At 65.8% G+C, this 14,266-nt stretch carries 14 protein-coding genes; 5 read left to right on the top strand and 9 right to left on the bottom strand.

Translation table 11 applies throughout. From position 1 onward, the window contains the following. The first annotated feature begins 327 nt into the window (after positions 1–327). On the top strand, positions 328–1,308 hold the full coding sequence (locus tag ACFWPX_RS11785) for a peptidase (protein WP_378927406.1): 981 nt from the start codon (positions 328–330) through the stop codon (positions 1,306–1,308). A 16-nt stretch (positions 1,309–1,324) separates the two neighbouring features. On the opposite strand, the gene mgtE is transcribed toward ACFWPX_RS11785, so the two are convergent. Further along, the gene (mgtE, locus tag ACFWPX_RS11780; protein ID WP_378927404.1) at positions 1,325–2,773 is read right to left on the bottom strand and encodes a magnesium transporter; all 1,449 of its coding nucleotides are present in this window, start codon (positions 2,771–2,773) and stop codon (positions 1,325–1,327) included. Between the two features lie 357 nt (positions 2,774–3,130). Then, complete coding sequence (locus ACFWPX_RS11775; protein ID WP_378927402.1) at positions 3,131–3,706, bottom strand: TetR/AcrR family transcriptional regulator; 576 nt, start codon at positions 3,704–3,706, stop codon at positions 3,131–3,133. Positions 3,707–3,786: 80 nt separating this feature from the next. Here ACFWPX_RS11775 and ACFWPX_RS11770 point away from each other — a divergent pair, with 80 nt between their 5' ends. After that, positions 3,787–4,473, top strand: a complete 687-nt coding sequence (locus ACFWPX_RS11770) for a DUF899 family protein (RefSeq protein ID WP_378927400.1) — start codon at positions 3,787–3,789, stop codon at positions 4,471–4,473. On the opposite strand, the gene ACFWPX_RS11765 is transcribed toward ACFWPX_RS11770, so the two are convergent. Continuing rightward, positions 4,452–4,979, bottom strand: coding sequence for a hypothetical protein (locus ACFWPX_RS11765; RefSeq protein ID WP_378927398.1), 528 nt, complete (start codon positions 4,977–4,979; stop codon positions 4,452–4,454). The genes ACFWPX_RS11770 and ACFWPX_RS11765 overlap by 22 nt on opposite strands. 188 nt (positions 4,980–5,167) lie before the next feature. Here ACFWPX_RS11765 and ACFWPX_RS11760 point away from each other — a divergent pair, with 188 nt between their 5' ends. After that, a complete protein-coding gene (locus ACFWPX_RS11760) occupies positions 5,168–6,160 on the top strand; it encodes an LLM class F420-dependent oxidoreductase (RefSeq protein WP_378927396.1) in 993 nt (330 codons plus the stop codon). Between the two features lie 180 nt (positions 6,161–6,340). Here the strand turns inward: ACFWPX_RS11760 and ACFWPX_RS11755 are convergent, their stop codons facing one another. The 3 genes from ACFWPX_RS11755 to pnuC form a co-directional block, all read right to left on the bottom strand. Then, positions 6,341–6,829, bottom strand: coding sequence for a DUF3558 family protein (locus ACFWPX_RS11755; RefSeq protein WP_378912645.1), 489 nt, complete (start codon positions 6,827–6,829; stop codon positions 6,341–6,343). Positions 6,830–6,989: 160 nt separating this feature from the next. Beyond that, entirely contained in the window at positions 6,990–8,054 is a 1,065-nt protein-coding gene (locus tag ACFWPX_RS11750; RefSeq protein ID WP_378927394.1) for an AAA family ATPase, read from the bottom strand. After that, on the bottom strand, positions 8,051–8,716 hold the full coding sequence (gene pnuC, locus ACFWPX_RS11745) for a nicotinamide riboside transporter PnuC (RefSeq protein WP_378927392.1): 666 nt from the start codon (positions 8,714–8,716) through the stop codon (positions 8,051–8,053). The genes ACFWPX_RS11750 and pnuC overlap by 4 nt, the downstream gene beginning before the upstream one ends. A 203-nt stretch (positions 8,717–8,919) precedes the next feature. Here pnuC and ACFWPX_RS11740 point away from each other — a divergent pair, with 203 nt between their 5' ends. Further along, positions 8,920–10,404 (top strand): cellulase family glycosylhydrolase, encoded by a 1,485-nt coding sequence (locus tag ACFWPX_RS11740; protein WP_378927390.1) that lies wholly within the window; start codon positions 8,920–8,922, stop codon positions 10,402–10,404. A gap of 76 nt (positions 10,405–10,480) precedes the next feature. After that, complete coding sequence (locus tag ACFWPX_RS11735; RefSeq protein ID WP_378927388.1) at positions 10,481–10,900, top strand: RDD family protein; 420 nt, start codon at positions 10,481–10,483, stop codon at positions 10,898–10,900. A 51-nt stretch (positions 10,901–10,951) separates the two neighbouring features. On the opposite strand, the gene nrdE is transcribed toward ACFWPX_RS11735, so the two are convergent. The 3 genes from nrdE to nrdH are packed head-to-tail and all read right to left on the bottom strand — an operon-like array spanning position 10,952 to position 13,827. Further along, positions 10,952–13,033, bottom strand: a complete 2,082-nt coding sequence (nrdE, locus tag ACFWPX_RS11730; protein ID WP_378927552.1) for a class 1b ribonucleoside-diphosphate reductase subunit alpha — start codon at positions 13,031–13,033, stop codon at positions 10,952–10,954. 59 nt (positions 13,034–13,092) lie between these two features. Then, positions 13,093–13,563: a class Ib ribonucleoside-diphosphate reductase assembly flavoprotein NrdI gene (gene nrdI / locus ACFWPX_RS11725; RefSeq protein ID WP_378912650.1), complete on the bottom strand. Its 471-nt coding sequence runs from the start codon at positions 13,561–13,563 to the stop codon at positions 13,093–13,095. Between the two features lie 30 nt (positions 13,564–13,593). Continuing rightward, positions 13,594–13,827 (bottom strand): glutaredoxin-like protein NrdH, encoded by a 234-nt coding sequence (gene nrdH, locus ACFWPX_RS11720; RefSeq protein ID WP_378912651.1) that lies wholly within the window; start codon positions 13,825–13,827, stop codon positions 13,594–13,596. Positions 13,828–14,266 lie beyond the last annotated feature (439 nt).

The following is a 14,266-nucleotide window of genomic DNA, read 5'->3' as shown; positions in this document are numbered from 1 at the left end:
CTCCCCCGGTTTGTTTTCCTGTTCCCCCCCCCCCCGTTCTTTTGTGGTTTGGTGGTCGGGGGGGGGGGCCTCGGCCCTCGCCGGGGCCCCCCCCGACGCGCTGCTCGGTCGGCGCGTGCCGACCGTCTCGGTCACGGCCCACTCGACGATCGCGGAGAAGGTCATGCGCGAAACCCTGCCGCTGGTGCGCTGACACCCTGCCGCCGACTCGGACGACAACGTTCTGAGAACGACCTGGCGTGATGTTTGCGCGAGGGTTGCCGTCACGGGCAGACTCGGTGGTCGGGCTCGGGTCCGGGCCCGGGTCTGCCGAGGACAGGGGTACCGATGTATCGCAGGATGGCGCTGGCCGCTGCCGCGTTGCTCGTGTGCGCCGGCTGCGGGAGTGACGACGCGGGCAATCCACCCGACTACGGGAAACTGCCGCCGCCGCCCGCACCGGTGATTCCCGCCCAGCCCCCGGAGTTCTGGTCGAAGGCCCCCCAAGACGAGCGCCAGCGCGACGAGGTGGCCCAGGCGACGCGCCAGGTCGATGTCTGCGCGGTGCTACCGCGCGAAACGCTCGGGAAGATCGGTGAGGTCAAGAGCGTGACCGTCGGCCTTGATTCGTGTCGAGCCATCCTCGGCAGCGGCGAAGGCCGCGAGGATTCCACCCTGACCTGGCACGCCACCCTGCTGGACAGACTCGGCTCGACCGGTAGGGGGGTCACCACGCAGGTCGGCGACGCCAGCGTGCGCACGGTCCCCGACCGCGATTCCGGTGAACCCCGGGCCTGCGGTGCGACGGCCTGGTTCCCGTCCGGCGCCGCCTTCTACCTCGGCCTGTCCACTCCCGGCAAGAACCCGTGCACCGTCGCCGGTGACCTGATGCCCGGCATGATCGATCGCTGGCGTCAGTCACCGAAGCAGGGCACCTCCCCCGACACCGCGCCTACGGTGCTGCTCGGCGCCGACCCGTGCACGGTTCGCACGAAACTGGCAGGGGCCGTCCGTGACGACGAGCAGCGCCTGACCCAGTGCCTGTTCGGTTATCGCGGCGAGAAGATCACCGTGAGCTACGAGTACCGCGTGCCCGAGTATCTGGCCGCCAACAGCACCGAGGACCGTATCGACGGCCGCACCGTGCACCGCTCGGTCTCGGTCTACGACAGCTCGATCCCGATCTACACCGCGGCCGTCGGCCCGGAACTGCCCGCCGAATCCACCGCGTTCGGCAGGCGTATTCCGGTTGTCGAGGTGGTCGCCGCCACCGACGACGTCGCCAAGGACGTCATGGCACAGGCTCTCACGCTCTTCCCAGCGCGTTAGATCCCCAGCACCAGCTTCAGATTCCCAGCACCAGCTTCGCGGTTGTGAAGTAGATGATCAGCCCGGTCGCATCGACCAGCGTGGTCACCATCGGCGCCGACACGACCGCGGGGTCGATGCGGAACTTCTTGGCCAGCAACGGCATCGTGCCGCCGATGGTCGCCGCCCAGCCGCAGATGACCACCAGGGTGATGGCCACGACGATGGCGATCCTCGGCCCGACGAACACCGTGCCGATCAGCAGCCCGGCGGCGGCGAGCATGGTGCCGAGTACCAGCCCGACCCGGCATTCGCGCCAGATCACCTTGAACAGATCCGAGACGCGCACCTCGCCGACCGCCAGCGCTCGCACGCACGCCGTCGCCGCCTGCGCACCGGCATTGCCGCCCGCCCCGATCAGCAACGGGATGAACAGTGCCAGGCTCGCCGCCTGCTCGAGTGTCGTGGCGAACATGTCGGTGACACTCACGGTCAGGGTGGCCGCGAACAACAGCAGCGTCAGCCACAACGCCCGGTAGCGCGCCAGCTGGAACACCTTGGCGGCCATGTAGTGGCCCTCCCACGGCGCCGAACCGGCCTGCTTGGCGACGTCCTCGCTGTCGGCGGCCTCGAGCACCTCCATGGCGTCGTCGATGGTGAGCAGCCCGACCACCCGGTCCTCGCTGTCGACGACCACCAGGTTGATGAGGTTGGTGGAACTCATCAGCCGGGCGGCCTTCTCCGCGGAATCGGTGGCCCGCACGAACGGCGGTTCGGTGACGACGAGTTCGGACACCATCGCGTCCGGGGAGTGCAGTACCAGCTCACGCAGTTCGACGATGCCGGTGAGGCGGCGTCCGCGATCGACCACGGGCAACGTGTAGACCGTTTCGGCGTTGCTGCCCTTGGCGCGCACACAACCCAGCGCCTGGGCGACGGTCAGATTGTCCGGCAGCGCAACGACTTCCGGCGTCATGTACAGCCCGACCGAGCCCTCGGGGTAGCCGAGCAGCGTGGCCGTCATCCGGCGCTCGCGCGGGCTCAGCCCGGCGAGTACCTTCTTGGCGACCTTGGCGGGTGCTTCGTGCAGCATGCGGGCGCGGTCGTCGGGGTCCATCGCCTCGACGAGATCGCGAAAGCTCTTCTCGCGCAGGCCCTGCAGGATCTGCTGCTGGTCGACCGGCTCCAGCTCTTCGAACACGCTGAGGGCGCGCTCCTTGTCGAGCAGCCGGAACACGACACCGGCCTGCACGGCGTCCATGCGGGCCAGCGCGTCGGCGATGACGTGCGGCGGACGGTTGTCGAGCCAGTCGAGACCGCCACAGACCCGGTGGGTCTCGACGATGTCGCGCACCGATTCGGACAGGATCTCGAGCGCCTCGGTGACCGCGTGGTCTTCGACGGCGGTCCGGCGCGGCGAAATCACTTCGGGCACAACGGTTTCGGTGGGTACATGACGGGTGGTGACGAGATCGACGTTCGACATGATCGAGTCCTCTGGCGTAACAGCGCACACCCCTGCGGCACAGCTACAGGATGCGCGAAAAGTGGAACGAGTGACGGTGGTTCACACCGCGGGGCGTCCACCGCCGAGGTCGGCACGCACAGACCGGCCCGAGCAGGTCAGGATTTGCAGTGCGAAGACGAAGGGGCGACGCCGCGCGGCCTTCGACTGGGAGGTTCGTTGCGCATTGCAACCCCACCTCCTCGCAGTCGCCGCGGGATATCGCTCCGCGAATCGCTTGGAGTACCCACCCGGGCACACCCTTCCACCCATGAGAATACATGCGGAGCCCACTCGTTTCACCTCGAGCTCGCGTACCACTGGTCACAGTGACACCGATCACACCACTGGCGGCAACCCGGCGATGACGGTGTCGACGGCTTGTTCGGCGAGCGGCCACAGCTGCGCACGGTCCAGATGCCGCAACGGCCCACGCAACGCCAGTTCCGCGAATCCGTGCACGGTGGACCAGCAACTCCAGGTCGCACCCGGACGCGCCGCGGGGGCGAGATCGCCGACGTGGACCATCATGTCGAGCGCGTCGGCGAGAGCGAGGTAGGCGGGCGAGTCGACGACCGACTCGGGCGAGGTGTCACCGGCACCGAAGAACGCGACCGCGAACCAGCCCGGCTCGAGCAGCGCGAACCCGATATAGCCCAGGCCTACCGCGCGCAGACTCGCCCGCGGCGCCGCCTGGCTGCGCTCCATCCCCTCGGCCATCCTGGACTCGATCGCGGCCGACACCGCGCGCAGCAGGGCTTGCCGGTCGGGAAAGTGCCGGTAGGCGGCGTTCGGCGTGACGCCGACCCGGCGGGTGACTTCGCGGATCGTGAGCGCCTCCGGCCCGCCGGACCTGGTGAGTTCCAGCCCGGCTTCGACCAATGCCGCCGCGAGGTCACCGTGGTGATAGGCCAACCCTTGAACTCCCTTTCGGTGAAGTATACGGTGTGAACATATCAAATGTGCACACCGTATACATCGAAGGGTGGCCCATCATGACCGCATTGCCCACCATCGTCGATCGCGACGCCTGGCAGGCCGAACTCGATCAGCTCAGGATCAGGGAGAAGGCGGCGACGCGTGAACTCGACGCCGTCGCCGCCCAGCGGCGGCGCATGCCCGCCGTCCGCCTGCCCGGCTACACGCTGAAAGCCGAAGACGGCAGCGATGTTTCGCTCGCCGACCTCTTCGACGGGCACTCGCAGCTGATCACCTATCACCACATGTGGACGCCGGGGAACACCTGGCAGTGCGCCGGCTGCACCGGCCTCACCGCGCAGTACGCACGGCTGGATTTCCTCGACGGCTACGACGCGCGATTCGTCATCGTGACGCAGGGGCCGATGGACGAGGTGCTCGCCTACAAGAAGCGCGTCGGCAACACAATGACCTGGTATTCCACCGCCGACAGCCCGTTCGGCGCCGACATGGGCGCAGGCCCCGGCGAGGGCTTCGCCGTGAACACCTTCCTGCGCGACGGCGACACGGTCTACCGCAGCTGGCACACCGACGGCCGTGGCACCGAACAACTCGCCTACAGCTTCGGCCTCATCGACGCGCTGCCCTACGGGCGTCAAGAGGAGTGGCAGGACAGCCCCGAGGGCTGGCCGCAGTCACCGACCTACAGCGGCTGGCCGAGCAGCAAGGACATCGCCGCCTCCTACGGCGACCCGAGCGCCTGACCTGCGAGATCCGCACCGACGGCACGCTCGACCGCATGCCAGTCGGGCGTGTGGGTCACCCAATCGGGGATCTGCCCGGTCTGCGCGCCGAACAGATACAGCCGGGGCACCAGATCGCGCAGGATCCGGTGCACGTCGAGCCGGTCGTCGATCATGTGGGTGATGGCGAGGTCGGTGCAGTGCGGCGCCTTGCCCGCGCGAGTTCGGCAGAAGCGCAGGTGTTCTCGGGGAATGCCGGTGCGGGCGGCGAAGTCGTGGTGGTCGAGCCATTGCCTGGTGCGTTGCTCGATGCGCGGGCCGCATTTCGAGATCACCCAGGCATTGCCGTCGAAGCGGGTGACCAGCCGGTTGAGCACTTCGAACGCCTCGGGGCTGGGCGGAGTGCTCATCGCTTCGTCGATGCCGCCCGAGAGGAATACGGTGTCCGCGGCGCCTGGAGTGAGCGCCGCCCCCTGGATCACTCGGCCGAAATCGACGCCGAGGCGGGGTGGGGAAATATTGTTCATACGACTGCAAGCATGCCCGGGTTTTCCCCGCGTGCCAAGTGAATTTCGGTGCATAACGGCCGGTCCAGGGTTCAGCGCGGTGCGCGCACAATAGTTGCCTGAGCGCGCAGAAGTGGAACAGTGGATCTCGACATCCGCGGCGTGCGGCGCCGCTCGAGTTCCATCCTTCTCACTCCAGGAGAAAACCTGTGCGCTTCGGCATTTTCGTTCCCCAGGGCTGGCGGCTAGATCTGGTCGGTATCGAACCGGCCGACCAGTGGTCGGTGATGCGCGAGCTGGCCCAGCGGTTCGACGCCGGTACCGACTGGGAGTCGATCTGGGTCTACGACCACTTCCACACCACGCCCGTTCCCACCGACGAGGCGACCCACGAGGCGTGGTCGTTGATGGCGGCGTTCGCGGCCACCACGTCCCGTGTGCGGCTGGGCCAGATGTGTACCGCCGTGAGCTACCGCAACCCCGCCTATCTCGCCAAGGTGGCCGCCACCGTCGACCTCATCTCGGGTGGCCGGGTGGAGATGGGCATCGGCGGTGGCTGGTACGAACACGAGTGGCGCGCTTACGGTTACGGCTTCCCGTCCGCCGGTGAGCGGCTGGGCCGACTGGACGAAGGCGTGCAGATCTTCCGCCAGGCGTGGCAGACCGGCCGGGCGACGCTCGACGGCAAGTACTACCAGGTCGACGACGCCATCGTGCACCCACGACCGTTGCAGGAGAACGGGATTCCGATCTGGATAGCCGGTGGCGGCGAGAAGAAGACGCTGCGCATCGCCGCGAAGTACGCAGATCACACCAACTTCAGCGGCAATCCCGAAGAGTTCGCCCGCAAGTCCGACGTCCTGCGCCAACACTGCACCGAGGTCGGCACCGATTTCTCGGCGATCACCCGCAGCTCCAACTTCAACGCGATCGTCGGCACCACCGAAACCGAAGTACAAGAACGCCTTTCGGCCGTCATCGACCGCTATACCCCGTTCCTCGGCGCCGACGAGGCGAAATCCTATGTGCACGAACAGTTCGCGACCAGCGCGGCCGTCGGCACCCCGGAGCAGATCATCGAACGCCTCACCGAGGTAAAGAATCTCGGCCTCGCCTACGCCATCCTCAACTTCCCCGAAGCCGCCTACGACACCTCCGGCATCGAACTGTTCGAACGCGAGGTGATCCCGGCATTGGCATAACCAACGGCCGGTATTGAGCCACGCCTTCTACCGTGGCGCCATGAGGCAACCGGAGGCCGTGCGGCGCGAAGCATCGGCGCTGACCGACAGATACGAACAGCCACCCGGCACGCTCCTTACCCTGAGCCCCGTCGTCACCGAACAGCACTCAGGAATGACGGGCGGTCGTGATTCGCCGGCCTACGCGGGAAAGGTCGGGACGATCGATTCGCCCATGTGGCGCAGGGTGGCGCAGGCGTCGGTGGCCGGTTGGGTGGGGTTGTTCACTACGACCATGCGGATTACACCTTGGGCTGCGGAGAAGAGAATGTCGCAGGAGGTAGGGGTGTCACCGAGTCGGCGACCGGTGCGGCCTGCGACGGTGTAGTCGGTGAAAGCTGAGGCGCCTGATTCCTTTTCGAATTCCTGGAGAGTTCGCGAGGTCGAGAACACCCTCAGGTGGGCAGTGGCGCCGGTCCACGCGCAAGTCTGCCAGCCGGCGGAAGCCGCACCGGTCGCCACCTTCGTCGCGGGGTCGACACCGGCCTCCCGCAGTGCGTCCGCGGCAACCCCGGTGCACGGCTCGAACAATGCCGTCGTTTCCGCGGGCTCGGGTTTCTCGCTCGAACATCCGACGAGCGCTGCCAACGCCGATCCCCCGGCCGCCACCACCATGAGCGCGCGCTTCATCCGTTTCCTCTCACCGTGCATCGCAAATCGCGGCCACGCTAACAAGGCCCGCAATGCCCCTACGCCATCGTTCGACAAGACCTTGGCCGATCACCACCAGCACGCATTCGCGCTGTGACGAACCCGCACCGGGTGCTGCGTCTTGCGCGCTGTCAGCGAACTACGTGCACGCCCGTTCGCTTGCGGCGCGTTCCGGCAGCGGGTCCGCGATGGCCCAGCCTTCGGCCAGCAGTTCGTCGACAGCGGCGACAGCGGTGGCGAGGCGTTGCTCGTGCGGGCCGGTCAGCATCGTGAATCGCCGTCCGGTGCGGGTGAGTTCGTCGCGGAAACGCTCGGTCATCCACGGCCGTAGGCGTTCGCCGTCGCGCAAACCGTCGTCTTCGAATGCGACGCCGACATGGTCGGTGAGCAACCACAGGTGCTGACGGTGCTCGGCGACGATGCCGGGATGAGCGAAGCCGAGGTAGCGCTCGTGCCAGATGGTCGTGGCGAAGGCATCGGTATCGCAGACGAGTACCGGCCCCGTTTCGCGGGCCGCGCGGTCCTCGGCCGCTTGCTGGTGCGCGGCGATCAGCGGGAATTCCGGCGATGTGAACTCGACGTCGGACCAGTGCCCGCCCGGACCGAGGGCGGCCAGCTTCCGTTCGCTGTATTCGCGGCCGTACTCGGGGACGTAGCGGGCGCCGTAGTGCGCGGCGAGCGCCTCGGCCATGGTCGTCGTTCCCGTCGATTCCGCACCGAGCACCACCACCCGCTTGGTCATCGCGGCGCAGACCGGCGGGGAGAGGAAGGCCCAGTGCGCGACCGGGTTTCGGCGGATCTCGGTCGCCGAGATCGGGTGGTGCAGCCGCCGCGGGTCGACGCAGATCGCGTCGGCGCCGAAGCGTCGGCCCAGCTCCTCGCCGTAAGCCTCCGAGGTGAAGACCGCGTCGACGGGGTCAGGTACAGCAGCGAAGAACACCGCCATGTGGGCGTCCCAGATCGCGGGGTCGCTGATGTCCATCGGCACATCGTCGACGGCGCCGACGACGGAAATTCCTGGCTGCGAATGCATTTCGCGCATCCAGGCCACCCGGTCGGCGAGTGGGATCGACTCCACCGAGGAGGCACACACCAGCACGGTCAACCGATCGCAGCGGGCGGCAGCGGTGCGGACCAAGTGGTGATGTCCGGCATGCGGCGGATAGAACTTGCCGAGCACCAGCCCGTGCCCATACCGCGTCATACCGCGACCACCACCGGCGCCTCGACCACATCACGCCGCCACGCGATCAAACCCCGAACGCACAGCGCGAGGAATCCGAGGTACAACAGCGCCGTCAGGAACAGCCCCTTGTAGGCGTAGAGCGGGATGTAGACGATATCGGCCGCGATCCACAACCACCACGACTCCAGCCGTTTGCGGCACTGCCCATAGGTCGCCATCAGCGACAACGCGGTGGTCAGCGCGTCCCAGAACGGCACGGTGGACTCGGTGGCGGTGTCGAGCAGCACGGTGATCGCGGCAGTACCGAGCACCCCGCACGCCGCGAGCACCAGCCATTCGACCCGCGTCGTCCGACGTACAGGCAGCGGCTGGGTGCGCGAGGACCCGTGCACCCACGTCCACCACCCGTACCCGGCCAGCGCGATGAACACCACCTGCAACCCCGCGTCGGCGAAAAGCCCTGCCTGGGTGAACAACAGAATGAAGAACACATTGTTGGCGATGCCGATCGGCCAGTTCGCGATGTGCTGGCGAGCGACCAACCACACGCACAGCGCCCCACTGCCGAACCCGAGCACCTCGGTCCAGCTCACCGCCGTCCCGAGCAGCGTGAACAACGGCTGCTGCAGTGCGGCAACCAGATCCAGCGGATTCATCTCCCCCACCTCACTATTAGTCATCTCGACCATAATTGATCCCAAGCCCTACCGCAAGACGCTCTCCGCGCCGAACTCTTCGAACATGAAGTGATCCAGCCTCTTTCATAACTGTGGCCTTGACCACAGTGCGGAACTCCGGCTATGTTCTCTCGCCAACAGACTTGGACATTCGTTCAGTTGACCGAGTGTCCGCCTGGGGATCGAGGACGCAGATGTTGAGGACGATGAGGCGACCGGTGCGCTGGATGACGGCACTCGCCCTCGCGGCCGGGCTGGCCGTGAGCAGTGCCCCGGTGACCGCCGAGCCAGCAGTACCGCTGACACCGTTGCGTGCGCAGGGATCCGCGTTGATCGACGGCTACGGACGCACAGTCCTGCTGCACGGCGTGAACACCGTCGACAAGAACGCGCCCTACCTGCAACCCGGTGACGGATTCACCCTCACCGATGCGTCGGCGGCGACCCTGGCCCGGCACGGGTTCTCCACGGTGCGGCTCGGAGTGTCGTTCGACGGGTTGATGCCGACGGAGGGCGTTGTCGACACCGCCTATCTGGATCGGGTCGAGAATGTGGTGGATACCCTTGCCGCGCACGGGATCTACACCTTGCTCGACAATCACCAGGACGGATTGTCGAAGATCTGGGACGGCAACGGGTTTCCCGAGTGGGCGATCCGCGCCCGGCCCGCCGATGGCGAGCCGAATCCAGGCTTCCCGCTGTTCTATCTGATGCCGAGCATGAACGCCGGATGGGACGAGGTGTGGAACAACACCTATGGGGTGCTGAATCATCTCGGGGTCGCGCTCGGCGCGCTCGCCGAGCGGATGAACGGGCGCGCGAGCGTGCTCGGGATCGAGTTGCTCAACGAACCGTGGCCCGGCTCACCGTTTCTCACCTGCTATCCGGACGGCTGTCCCGACTTCGACGTGAAATACCAACGGGCGCTGCAACAGCTGACCGATGCGGTCCGGGCGCGCAATGCCACGGTGCCGGTGTTCTGGGAGCCGAATGTCACCTGGAACGAGTCGATGCCGAGCCACCTGGGCAAGAATCCACCGATCACCAGTCCGAATATCGTGTTCTCCCCGCACGATTACTGCATCCCCAGTCAGCTCGCGATCTACCTCGGCCTGCCCGAGGAACTGCGCGCGTTGTGCCCCGCGCAGCAGGACCTGACCTGGTCGAACATCGATTCGTTCGCCGACCGCACCGACATTCCCACCATGGTCACCGAATTCGGTGACGGTGACCCGACAGTATTGCGCAACACCACCATTCGGGCCGATGAACGGTTCGTCGGCTGGCACTACTGGCACTACCGCTCCGGCGACGGGGATCCCTTCCGTGGCGACCTCGGCCGCGAACTCGTCCGCACCTATCCACGGGCCACGGCAGGCACTCCCGACAGCATGGTCTTCGATTCCGGCACAGGCGATTTCGCCTATCGGTACCGTCCACACCCGGCCTCCGCACCGACCGAGATCTACGTCTCGGACCTGTTCCATCCGGACGGCTACGAGGTGAAGGTCACCGGCGGACAGGTCACCTCGTCACCCGGCGCGCGCATCGTCACCGTGGAAGCCGACGGCACCGACCCGGTCACCGTCCGCATCCACCGTCCCGGCTCGGCAGGCGCCGACTTACCTTCTGCCGGTGGCACCGGATCGGCCTCGGGGTTCCCCTGGCTGTCTTCCGGTTCCGCGGGCTGACGGCCGCAAGCCGGTGAGCAGGTCGGCAAGGTCGGCAGCGGGTGCTTGTTAAGAGGTGTCGACCACGCTGAGCCCTATGAGCAACGCAGCACCGCCCCGGCACGCGGCGAGGAACAGCGGATACGAGCGCGAGGCCGCCGAGCGACCGACGTTCGAGGACGAATTTCCGCTCACCGCACGCACTTCCAGCGGCGACGAGACCGGCGTGATCCCCGCGTTCCTCATCGATATGGCGCTGCACGCCGCGATCGGCGCCACCGCCTGGTACATCGCGTCCGGAACGACAGCCGTTCTGTACGGCATCCTCGCCTGGCTCGGCGTGTCCTTCCTACACCGGACAGTCATCCAACGACTCACCCGCACGACGATCGGCAAGTGCTCCTACGGACTCCGGCTGCGCTACGCCGACGGCACCTACCCCTCGACCTGGCAGCTGATCGGCCAGTGGTTCCGAGGCGGCTGGTCCTGCTTCGACCTCTTCGACAGTGCCCGCTGACGGATAAGGGGCGGTCCCCCTCGGGAGACCGCCCCTCGTGCCGAGCTCAGCTCACAGCATGCAGGACACGCAGCCCTCGACTTCGGTTCCCTCCAAAGCCATCTGGCGCAGGCGGATGTAGTAGAGCGTCTTGATGCCCTTGCGCCATGCGTAGATCTGCGCCTTGTTCAGGTCGCGGGTGGTGGCGGTGTCCTTGAAGAACAGCGTCAGCGACAGGCCCTGGTCCACGTGCTGGGTGGCCGCGGCGTAGGTGTCGATGATCTTCTCGTAGCCGATTTCGTAGGCGTCGTCGTAGTACTCGAGGTTGTCGTTGTCCAGGTAGGGGGCCGGGTAGTAGACGCGGCCGATCTTGCCTTCCTTGCGGATCTCGATCTTCGACGCCACCGGGTGGATCGAGCTGGTGGAGTGGTTGATGTAGGAGATCGAACCCGTCGGCGGGACGGCCTGCAGGTTCTGGTTGTAGATGCCGTATTCCTGCACCGAGGCCTTCAGCAGACGCCAGTCGTCCTGGGTGGGGATGCGCACGCCGGCGTCGGCGAACATCTGAGCCACCTTGTCGGTCTTGGGCTCCCACGCCTGCTCGGTGTACTTGTCGAAGTACTCACCGCTGGCGTACTTGGAGTCGGCGAACCCACCGAAGGAGCTGCCGCGCTCCTTGGCGATCAGGTTCGAGGCCCGAATCGCGTGGTAGACAACGGTATAGAAGTAGATGTTGGTGAAATCCACACCCTCTTCGGAGCCGTAGTGGACCCGCTCACGCGCCAGATACCCGTGCAGGTTCATCTGGCCGAGGCCGATGGCGTGGGACTCGTTGTTGCCCTGCTCGATCGAGGGCACCGAGTAGATGTGGGTCTGGTCCGAGACAGCGGTGAGCGCGCGGATCGAGGTTTCGATGGTCTGACCGAAGTCCGGCGAGTCCATCGCCTTGGCGATGTTGAGCGAACCCAGGTTGCACGAGATGTCCTTGCCCACCTTGGAATAGGACAGATCGTCGTTGAATTCCGAGGGGGTGGAGACCTGCAGGATCTCCGAGCACAGGTTCGAGTGGGTGATCTTGCCCTTGATCGGGTTGGCCCGGTTCACCGTGTCCTCGAACATGATGTAGGGGTAGCCCGACTCGAACTGCAGCTCGGCGATGGTCTGGAAGAACTCGCGCGCCTTGATCTTCGACTTGCGGATGCGCTTGTCGTCGACCATCTCGTAGTACTTCTCGGTGACGTCGACATCGGCGAACGGCTTGCCGTAGATGCGCTCGACGTCGTACGGCGAGAACAGGTACATGTCCTCGTTCTTCTTCGCCAGCTCGAAGGTGATGTCGGGGATCACCACACCCAGCGACAGCGTCTTGATGCGGATCTTCTCGTCCGCGTTCTCGCGCTTGGTATCGAGGAAGCGGTAGATGTCGGGGTGGTGGGCGTGCAGGTACACCGCGCCCGCGCCCTGCCGCGCGCCCAGCTGGTTGGCGTAGGAGAACGAGTCTTCCAGCAGCTTCATGATCGGGATGACGCCCGAGCTCTGGTTCTCGATCTTCTTGATCGGCGCGCCGTGCTCACGAATGTTGCTGAGCAGCAAGGCGACACCGCCGCCGCGCTTGGACAGCTGCAGCGCGGAGTTGATGGAGCGCCCGATGGACTCCATGTTGTCCTCGATGCGCAGCAGGAAGCAGGACACGGGCTCGCCGCGCTGCTTCTTGCCGGAGTTGAGGAAGGTGGGGGTGGCGGGCTGGAAACGGCCGTCGATGATCTCGTCGACCAGGTTGCGCGCGAGCACCTCGTCACCGGCGGCCAGCGTCAGCGCGACCATGCAGACACGATCTTCGAAACGCTCCAGGTAGCGCTTACCGTCGAAGGTCTTGAGCGTGTACGAGGTGTAGTACTTGAACGCGCCGAGGAAGGTCGGGAACCGGAACTTCTTGGCGTAGGCCTGCTGGAACAGCTGCTTGACGAAGGGTCGACCGTACTGGTCGAGCACCTCGGTCTCGTAGTAGTTCTCCTTGACCAGGTAGTCCAGCTTCTCGTCCAGGTTGTGGAAGAAGACGGTGTTCTGGTTCACGTGCTGCAGGAAGTACTGGTGCGCGGCCTCGCGATCCTTGTCGAACTGGATCTCGCCGTCGGGGCCGTACAGGTTCAGCATCGCGTTGAGAGCGTGGTAGTCGAGCACCTCGCCCGCCTCGCCGCGCACCGCGGACTGCTCTAAGCGTGCTGACTTTCCTGCCGGTGCTGTGGTTGCTGTTGCCAAAACAATCCCAATCCCTCTCGGACGCGCGCGACGTCCTCAGCGGTTCCCATGAGTTCGAAGCGATACAAGTACGGCACCCCGCATTTTTGCGAGATGATGTCCCCTGCAACGCAATAGGTATCGCCGAAGTTCGTGTTGCCGGCCGCGATCACCCCGCGCAGCAGCGCACGGTTGTGTGGGTCGTTGAGGAACTTGGCGACTTGCCGCGGAACGAGGTCCTTGTCGGGACGCTGTCCACCCATGACGTGCCGACCACCGCCGTAGGTGGGGGTGATCAGCACGTAGGGTTCGTCGATCCGCAGCGAATCAGCGGTGTGCAGTGGAAGTCGAGTTGCCGGGAGACCGAGCTTCTCGACGAAACGATGGGTGTTCTCCGAAGCGCTGGAGAAGTAGACCAGCCCGCCCGGAGTCATCTGCTCGGGCATGGCGCCTCCTTACCGGCGAACCGGCGCGAACTAAGCAGCCGCGACGGCGAGCGACTTGATGCGGTCGGGACGGAAGCCCGACCAGTGATCCTCACCCGCGACGACAACCGGTGCCTGCAGGTAGCCCAGCGCCATGACGAAGTCACGCGCCTCGTCGTTCTCCGAGATGTCGATGATCTCGTAGTCCACGCCGACCTTGTCGAGAGCCTTGTAGGTGGCGTTGCACTGCACGCAAGCGGGCTTGGTGTACACGGTGATGGTCATGATGGAAGTCCCTCTCTCCTATGCCTGATCCACAGCCTGTGATCCGTATGCAATGCACGAACGGGTGATGCTGCGCAAACTCCTGGATCTGACGAAGAAAGCCCTGCTCGCAACCCCTTCCCTTGGGCCCGATCAGTGGTGGCTCCACACCGTCTTCCAGTACGACAGACACTACACCTAGTGTCCGACAGATGGGAACAACACAAGGTGTTGCGAGTCGCACGGATGTAATTCCCACGCGGTAAGTCCCAGGACGGGCCACCGGCAAGCAGGTAAAACAGTGGTTCAGATCACGATTTCGTCTACCGGCGAGTCTTCAGCAAACTCCACGGACAGCGAAGGGGCGGGGGGGCGCCCCGTCGGTGGCGGTCCCCCGCCCCCCCGCCCGCAGCTCGCCCCACGCGCTCTGGGCGTGCGCCCGCGGCGCGCGCGCGCCCGG

The organism is Nocardia sp. NPDC058518 (assembly GCF_042719655.1).
GTDB lineage: Bacteria > Actinomycetota > Actinomycetes > Mycobacteriales > Mycobacteriaceae > Nocardia.
This window is presented reverse-complemented; position numbering and strand designations above follow the sequence as displayed.

Coding starts and splice junctions, on each gene's coding strand:
- ACFWPX_RS11785 (WP_378927406.1), top strand. CDS start 328: ATGTATCGCAGGATGGCGCTGGCCGCTGCCGCGTTGCTCGTGTGCGCC.
- mgtE (WP_378927404.1), bottom strand. CDS start 2,773: ATGTCGAACGTCGATCTCGTCACCACCCGTCATGTACCCACCGAAACC.
- ACFWPX_RS11740 (WP_378927390.1), top strand. CDS start 8,920: ATGAGGCGACCGGTGCGCTGGATGACGGCACTCGCCCTCGCGGCCGGG.
- ACFWPX_RS11750 (WP_378927394.1), bottom strand. CDS start 8,054: ATGACGCGGTATGGGCACGGGCTGGTGCTCGGCAAGTTCTATCCGCCG.
- pnuC (WP_378927392.1), bottom strand. CDS start 8,716: ATGACTAATAGTGAGGTGGGGGAGATGAATCCGCTGGATCTGGTTGCC.
- nrdI (WP_378912650.1), bottom strand. CDS start 13,563: ATGCCCGAGCAGATGACTCCGGGCGGGCTGGTCTACTTCTCCAGCGCT.
- ACFWPX_RS11765 (WP_378927398.1), bottom strand. CDS start 4,979: ATGAACAATATTTCCCCACCCCGCCTCGGCGTCGATTTCGGCCGAGTG.
- ACFWPX_RS11735 (WP_378927388.1), top strand. CDS start 10,481: ATGAGCAACGCAGCACCGCCCCGGCACGCGGCGAGGAACAGCGGATAC.
- nrdH (WP_378912651.1), bottom strand. CDS start 13,827: ATGACCATCACCGTGTACACCAAGCCCGCTTGCGTGCAGTGCAACGCC.
- ACFWPX_RS11755 (WP_378912645.1), bottom strand. CDS start 6,829: ATGAAGCGCGCGCTCATGGTGGTGGCGGCCGGGGGATCGGCGTTGGCA.
- ACFWPX_RS11770 (WP_378927400.1), top strand. CDS start 3,787: ATGACCGCATTGCCCACCATCGTCGATCGCGACGCCTGGCAGGCCGAA.
- nrdE (WP_378927552.1), bottom strand. CDS start 13,033: ATGCTGAACCTGTACGGCCCCGACGGCGAGATCCAGTTCGACAAGGAT.